Origin of the sequence: Sphingobacterium sp. UBA7253 (assembly GCF_002472745.1) — a bacterium.
In the GTDB taxonomy this organism is placed as follows: domain Bacteria; phylum Bacteroidota; class Bacteroidia; order Sphingobacteriales; family Sphingobacteriaceae; genus Sphingobacterium; species Sphingobacterium siyangense.
In genome coordinates this window covers 1-8,213 of record NZ_DKSP01000160.1, presented here as the reverse complement: position 1 = coordinate 8,213, position 8,213 = coordinate 1, and the positions used below count along the sequence as shown (strand labels likewise).

The window sequence follows — 8,213 nt, the reverse complement described above, 5'->3', positions numbered from 1 at the left end:
TATGTTCTTTATGCATTTTGAAGTTTACTTTTTCATTTCAGTCATTCAGCGACTTTTGCTGGTTATTGATCTAAAATCCGTGGGCAACAAGCATTTGGAGCGATAGTTTTGAGTCAACAGATAAGCAAGGTAAAAAAAACAAAAAAAAGATAGTATGAAAACTCTTGTAAAAACATTCACAGTAGCAGCTTTAATGGCCGTATCAACGTTTGCTATGGCAGCTGAAGGACCGGGTTCAAAATCAAACCCAGTCAGCGTTAATCTATCAACCGCAGACTTTGCGCTAGAGCACTATGTCGCCGTGATCACTGAAGGTGAGTCGGCTGGAATAGAACAGTTGTTTGCTGAAGACTTTAATCTAAAGGTACAAACGGGCACCTTAAAGTCATATAGCCGCTATGAAGTGGTTAAATCCTTGAAAAAGCAAAAAAATATCCACCTGAATTGTGCGGTTAGCACAGATGTAGTTGAACAGTCTACAGATTATATGGTGGCCAGGGTTATTTTGAAATTTGAAAATTTCACCAAAACCGATCTTGTTACCTTAGTGCGTGAAGGTAAAGACTGGAGAGTATCCAAATCGATCAATTCCTATAAATAGAAGCTCATAATTTGGGAGCCAGTTTAGTTATACCAAAAGCTGATCCCTAGTGAATAACATGTTTATAAATTTAGTTTAGAAGCCACGTCGGGAGATGTGGCTTTTTTTGTCTGCCGAAACCAGAATATCCTTTAACAAGGTCAAAAAGCCTAAATTGACGAATTTACCCCTTAAAATAAGAAGATTCTACCCCCCTTCCTCTGTAACGTTTTTGATAATATTGCAAGTGTCAATATGACGTTTTATTGTGTTGACGATGTTAAATAACCAAGAGTGTTTGCCTGATTAGATGAATACCCTCTCCAAATCACATAAAAAATAGGTGGTGGGAAAGTAAGTTGGCTAAAACTCAAAAACAGCTAAATAACCAAGTTTAATTATGATGAATTTACTAATCAAAAGTGGATTGTTTGATCCTTGAATTCCTAACGGAACGCAATATTGCTACCTCATATTGCCATGTTACTCTTCATCAAAATATTATTTAATCACTAAACAGTTTTACTTATGAAAAGGAAAATCGAATTAACACAGCGCTGGCTTTGTTCTATCTGCTTTTTACTTTTAAGCTTACAGCAGACTTATGCACAGTCAATAACTGTACGGGGCCAGGTTACCGAAAATAACAGGCCACTTGCTGGAGTGACCGTTAAAAATATCGGTTCCACAATGCAGGCGCAGACAGATACACAAGGGAAATATACACTCAGTGCTGCGACCGTCACGGCATTAGAATTTACCTTTCTAGGCTATGCGAAACAGCGCTTTGAATTCAGTCAGCTTAAACAGATTAGCCAAGGAAACTACGAGCTTAACGTGCAGCTTGATGCTTCCGAAGGAGATGTTTTGGATGAAGTGGTGGTCGTTGGTTTTGGCTCGCAGAAAAAAACAAACCTGACTGGTTCTGTTGCGGTGGTAGATGCCAAGCAGCTGGAAAATAGACCTGTAAGAAATGCTATCCAGGCACTGCAAGGACTGGCCCCCGGCCTCAATATTTCCCAAAACTCGGGAACGATGGAAACCAATCCATCTATTAATATCCGGGGTACAGGTACAATCGGCACATCTTCTTCGGCACCATTGGTCCTAATTGACGGTTCTGAAGGGTCTTTGGCAGCATTAAATCCACAAGATATCGAAAGCGTTTCTGTCTTGAAAGATGCTGGTGCTGCTTCAATCTATGGTTCTAGAGCCGCTTTTGGGGTTATTTTGGTCACCACAAAATCTGGAAAGGCTGGACGTACTTCGGTAAATTATAATAATAGCTTTCGTATGAACGCACCGACATTGATGCCTAAGATGATGGACTCTTACACTTTTGCTCAATATTTCAATCAGGCCGAAGTCAACGCAGGCGGTTCACCGCATTTCTCCGCGGAGCATCTACAGCGCATCTTGGATTATCAAAACGGAAGCCTGAAAAATTCGACCATTGTCGATCCGAATAATAAGTTGTATTGGGCTGAAGGATATGCCTATGGTAACGACAATAACGATTGGTTCGACGTCATGTACCGGGATCAGGCTTTTGCCCAGGAGCACAACCTGAGTCTCAATGGTGGAACCGAAAAAACAACCTATTACCTTTCTGGCAATTTCATGAAGCAACAAGGATTGATGGCCTTCAATACAGACCATTACGACCGTTACTCTGTTGCGGCTAAAATCAATTCTAAAGTATCTGACATCTTTCAGGTAAATTACAACGCTAGGTTGGTACGTGAAGACTACGACCGACCTGCAGCATTGACCAATAGTTTTTATGATGATTTAGGAAGACAGGGCTGGCCAACGCTGCCACTTTATGATCCGAATGGATACTTGTTCAGTTCTCCTTCACCTGCACTTGCCATGAAAGAAGGCGGACAGGATAAATCCAGTAAGGATTACATTTATCAACAGTTACAACTGATCCTTGAACCAATTAAAGGATGGCGTACAACCGGTAATTTTAACTATAGGACCACAACTCAATTTCGTCATTGGGATTCGCAGCGTCTTTACAATCATGACGTGAATGGTGATCCCTATTTGTATAAAAACTCATCCAATGTCTACGAATTTGGTTTAAAGGAAAACTATTACAACATTAATATCTTTTCTGATTACGATAAAAGCTGGGGCGACCATCATTTTAAAGTTATGGTCGGTGGTCAGGTTGAACATACGGCCTATCGCAATCTCGGTGTGCAACGTGACGGAATCATTATCCCGGATCAACCGGTATTGAATCTGACTTCGGGCACAGATATCAATGGAAAAGTAGTTGCCCCTACGGTATCTGGCGAATATCAAAAATGGGCAACAGCGGGTTTCTTCGGCCGATTAAATTATAACTATGCTGAAAAATATCTATTGGAAGCTAATTTGCGTTATGACGGTTCATCACGTTTCCGCAGCGATAGCCGCTGGGGCTGGTTTCCTTCAGTTTCTGCAGGATGGAACATCGCCAAAGAAAACTTCCTCATAGAGTCGGCACCATTTATTAATATGCTGAAATTAAGAGCTTCTTATGGGGAGCTGGGTAATCAGAATACTGATGACTGGTACCCTACCTATGTTGTTCAAAATCCCGGAACGGCTAATGGTGCTTGGCTGATCAATAATGCGCGACCAAATTCTGCATCGGCTCCAGGCCTCGTAAGTGCCTTATTGACCTGGGAATCTATCAATACGAAGAACTTGGGTGTCGATTTCGCCTTTTTAAATAGCCGCCTTTCTGGGTCTTTTGAGGTCTTCGAACGGAAAACATTTAATATGGTCGGCCCGGCTCCGCAGTTGCCTAATACATTAGGCACCCAAGTTCCTCAAACAAATAACACCGACTTAAAAACAAGAGGATTTGAAGCTACCCTGGGCTGGAATGACCGTACTGCCAGTGGTTTTGCATATGGAGCAAAGTTCCTCTTGTCTGATTATACCACAACAGTAACACGTTATCCTAACGCAATAGGGTCATTATCAAACTATCGTGAAGGTCAAAAGCTGGGTGAAATATGGGGGTATCAAACCCTTGGTATTGCCAAGACAGAAGAGCAAATGAGCCAGCATCTGGCGAGCTTGCCCAATGGTGGGCAAAATGCGTTAGGTTCACAATGGGGGGCAGGAGATATCATGTATGCTGATCTTAATGGAGACGGAAAAATAGATGGTGGAAGCAATACAGAGGCCGATCCAGGTGATCGTCGTGTGATTGGAAACAGCACACCGCGTTACTCCTTTGGATTGAATCTGAATGCGGACTACAAAAATTTTGACTTTAGCATTTTCATGCAAGGCGTCATGAAACGCGATTATTGGCAAGGAGGCTACTATTTTTGGGGAGCAACTTCAAAATGGTGGTCAACGGGCTTGGTCGATCATCTTGATTATTTCCGTACTGCAGATAATCCCCTGGGTGAAAATCTTGAAGCATATTACGCACGTCCTGTTTTTGGGACTGCTAAAAATCAGCAGACGCAGACGCGCTTTTTGCAGAACGCAGCCTATATCCGCATAAAAAATATTCAGCTGGGCTATACCTTGCCGAAAGAAACAACAAAACGTTTCGGTGTGGAGCGTTTGCGTGTATACGTTTCCGGAGAAAATATCTGGACCGGCTCAAGTGTAGCGGGAATGTTTGATCCCGAAACTATTGATGGTGGAAGCAACGGAACCGTTTACCCATTGACTAAAGTCTGGTCTGCAGGTTTAAGTGTTACATTTTAAGTCGATTCATTATGAAATTCAATAATACTATTTTTAGATTGATGCAATTAGGCCTTGTCGCTTTGGTAGGTCTAGCTTCCTGCAATAAATATTTGGATATTGCACCCCCTTCGTCCATTATACCTGAAGCTTATCTGGATGAGGAGTCACAACTTGCTGCTTATACCGTAAATCAATACGCAGGATTGTTGCCTTCGCATAGCAACTGGTCTTTTGGCACTTTCGGCATAGACGGAAACACAGACAATATGGCCACTCCAACACTCGATAACAAGTTTATTCCAGGGCAATGGCGTGTCCCATCAGAAGACGGTGACTGGGATTTTTCAAGTATTTATCAGATGAATTATTTTATAAATACGGTGGTTCCCAAATGGAAAGAAAATCGTATTCTCGGAAATTCAAGTAACATAGCACATTATATCGGTGAAGCCTATTTTTTACGGGCCTACGTTTACTTTGGGAAATTGCAGGCCTTGGGTGATTTTCCTATTATTCGCAATGTGATGTCGGATAAGGACAAGAATATTTTGGTAGAAGCAAGTAAGCGTTCGCCAAGAAATGAAGTCGCTCGTTTTATTCTTTCTGACTTAGATTCGGCTATCACCTTGCTGAACCAAAGTTCGCCGGACGGCAAGAAACAGCGGATCTCAAAAAATGTCGCGCAACTGTTCAAATCCCGAGTGGCTTTGTATGAGGGTACATGGCTCAAATACTTCAGCGGAACCGCATTCGTCCCTAAAGGACCAAACTGGCCGGGTGCTGCAAAATCATACAATAGCAATTATGCATTCCCGACTGGAAGTATTACCGGAGAGATCGACTACTTTTTAACGCAGGCCATGGAATCGGCTTCTGCTGTTGCTGACAATATTCAACTGGAAAATAATACCGGAATTATAGAATCTGCCAACAACGAGAATCCGTATTTCAGCATGTTTGGCGCAGTAGATATGTCGGGTTATGGTGAAGTACTGCTGTGGCGTCAATACAATCAAAGCCTGGTGACGCATAATGTGCCTGTGTATGCTCAAGCTGGAAATTATGCAGTTGGATTGACACGCGGCCTTGTCGAAAGCTTTCTGATGTCCAATGGACTGCCTATTTACGCCGCGGGCAGCGGTTACGCTGGTGATGATTATATTGCAGACGTTCGGAAGAATCGCGATGGCCGTTTACAATTGTTTTTAAAAGAACCTGGTCAGAAAAATGTATTGGTCAATATTGGACAAGGATCTCACGCTACGCAAACTGAACCCATACCGACGGTATATGATACCGATTGGGGACGCCGATATACAACAGGATACACGATTCGGAAAGGAATTTCATACGATGGTCTTCAGGCTAACAATGGTCAGGGATTTACGGGTAGCATTACCTTCCGAGCCACCGAGGCCTACCTCAATTATATGGAGGCTTGTTATGAAAAGAATCAAAATTTAGATACGAAGGCACAGGCCTATTGGCGCGCACTGCGTACACGGGCTAAAGTCGATCCTGATTTCAATGCGACCATTGCGGCAACGCAAATGGATAAAGAAAAGAAAGATTGGGGCGCGTATTCTGTAGGACAGTTTATATCACCAACATTGTACAATATACGTCGCGAACGCAGAAGTGAGCTTATGGCTGAAGGTCTACGTTGGATGGATCTTAAGCGTTGGCGGGCTATGGATCAACTGATTACAACAGCAGACCATTTTGAAGGTTTTAAACTTTGGGGACCGATGAAAGATTGGTATACACCCGAACAATTGATTTATGGTGCTACCAATGACAAATCTGTCGTTTCAGATCCCGCACGGAGTGAATACCTCAGACCATTGGAGATCCGAAGCAATGCCCTGTCTTATACCGGTGTAAAATTTGCCATGGCGCATTACCTCGCACCCATTGCCACAGAGCATTTCCAGTTGGCTTCGGATGACGGAACAGCAGAAAACTCTGTTATTTATCAAAATCCAGGATGGTCACTTATCAGTGGAACTGCCCCAACCGGACTGTAGAAAATATGAAAATAGATATGTGTCATCTCATTATTACACAAATACGAATATATCCCTCTTTTTGACTCAATATCCCCCTTGATCACGCAGAAAAAGGGGGATATTTTTGTTTACTGATCATCAAGAGCTGTTAGCTCAAAGAAACTTAAACTAAATCATGAAAAAACTTTTATCTGTCTGTCTTAGTTTGCTGTCAAGTTGTTTTGCCGCATATAGTCAAGAGCCCATCCCACCACAGTATAAATTGGTATGGTCGGATGAGTTTGATTATAATGGTGCACCCGACACGGCTAAATGGAGTTACGAAGAAGGTTTCAAACGTAACCGGGAAGAGCAATGGTATCAAAAAGAAAACGCTTCCTGTCGTAATGGCCTGTTGGTTATTGAAGCAAAAAAAGAACAACGTAATCATTCAGGTTTTATTCAGGGCAGTCATGATTGGATTGCCGGCCGTAAAAAAATAACCTATACTTCGGCTTCGATAAATACTTTGGGCAAGCAGAGCTGGAAATACGGGATTTTTGAAATCCGGGCGCGTATCCCAGTTGGTGAGGGCCTTTGGCCTGCATTCTGGACATTAGGCACCACCAAAGAATGGCCATCCAATGGTGAAATAGATATCATGGAATATTACCGTGGCAATATATTGGCTAATATCGCAACCGGTACTGACCAACGCTGGAAAGCACATTGGTTTGGTAAGACGAAAGCCGTCAAAGATCTTGGCGGAAAGGCGTGGGCAGATCAGTTCCATATTTGGCGAATGATTTGGAATGAAGACGCTATTACGCTTTATGTGGACGATATAGAAATGCTTCACGTTCCTATGGATCAATTGGTCAATCGGGATGGTACAGGATTCAATCCGTTTACCCAACCGCATTATCTCCTGTTAAATTTGGCCCTCGGCGGAATAAATGGCGGCACGATAGCTGATAAATTACTTCCTGCAAAATATGAAATTGATTATGTCCGGGTTTATCAAAAAAAGGAACATGCTGAGATGCATAGTTTTACGCCAGGGGAAATATGGAAAGACCAATCCGGTCATGTGATCAATGCGCATGGCGGTGGCGTACTTCATCAAAATGGGAAATATTATTGGTATGGTGAGAAACGTGGCGGAACTACGTCCCAGGGAGTCAATGTGTACTCATCCAATGATTTGTATAACTGGAAGTTTGAAGGATTGGCTCTCACACCTAGCACAGATTCTACAAGCGATATTGCTTGGGGCTGTATTATGGAGCGGCCAAAGGTTATCTATCAAGAACAGCTGAAGAAATATGTGATGTGGTTCCATCTTGAGTTGAAAGGGCAAGGCTATGCAGCAGCCAGGGCCGCCGTTGCTACCAGTGACTCTCCGCTTGGGCCGTTTCAGTTTGTCCATAGCTTCCGGCCAAATAACAATATGTCACGCGATATGGGTTTATTTGTAGACACTGATGGTAAGGCTTACCAAATCTATTCATCGGACGAAAACTATGCCTTACGCCTGGTTCAATTAACCGATGATTACCTGCATGTGACAGCGAAAGATTCCTTACTCTTCCGGAATCATAGGGAAGCCCCGGCTTTATTCAAGTACAAAGATAAGTATTATCTGATCACCAGTGGATGTACTGGCTGGGATCCAAATCGTGCAGAACTCCATGTTGCTACAAATCTTTTTGGCCCTTGGAAATCCCTTGGTGATCCAATGCAAGGACCGAATTCGGCTTTGACTTATGGTGGCCAATCGACATTTATCCTTCCTGTCGCAGGAAAAAAGGATTCCTTTATCTTTATGGCCGACCGCTGGAATCCCAAAGATCTTATGGATAGCAGATATATCTGGCTACCGGTTGATCTCCAGAATGAAAAAGTACAGATAAATTGGAAGGATCAGTGGGATT

At 42.8% G+C, this 8,213-nt stretch carries 4 protein-coding genes; all 4 read left to right on the top strand.

Going from position 1 to position 8,213, the window contains the following annotated elements:
- The first annotated feature begins 154 nt into the window (after positions 1-154).
- Positions 155-601, top strand: coding sequence for a nuclear transport factor 2 family protein (locus tag B2X72_RS16440; protein WP_201665727.1), 447 nt, complete (start codon positions 155-157; stop codon positions 599-601).
- A 507-nt stretch (positions 602-1,108) separates the two neighbouring features.
- The gene (locus tag B2X72_RS16435; protein WP_286850742.1) at positions 1,109-4,309 is read left to right on the top strand and encodes a SusC/RagA family TonB-linked outer membrane protein; all 3,201 of its coding nucleotides are present in this window, start codon (positions 1,109-1,111) and stop codon (positions 4,307-4,309) included.
- Positions 4,310-4,320: 11 nt separating this feature from the next.
- Positions 4,321-6,318, top strand: a complete 1,998-nt coding sequence (locus B2X72_RS16430) for a RagB/SusD family nutrient uptake outer membrane protein (RefSeq protein WP_286850740.1) — start codon at positions 4,321-4,323, stop codon at positions 6,316-6,318.
- A 157-nt stretch (positions 6,319-6,475) separates the two neighbouring features.
- Positions 6,476-8,213, top strand: a 1,738-nt coding sequence (locus tag B2X72_RS16425; RefSeq protein ID WP_286850737.1) for a family 43 glycosylhydrolase, incomplete at its 3' end; no start/stop codon positions are given.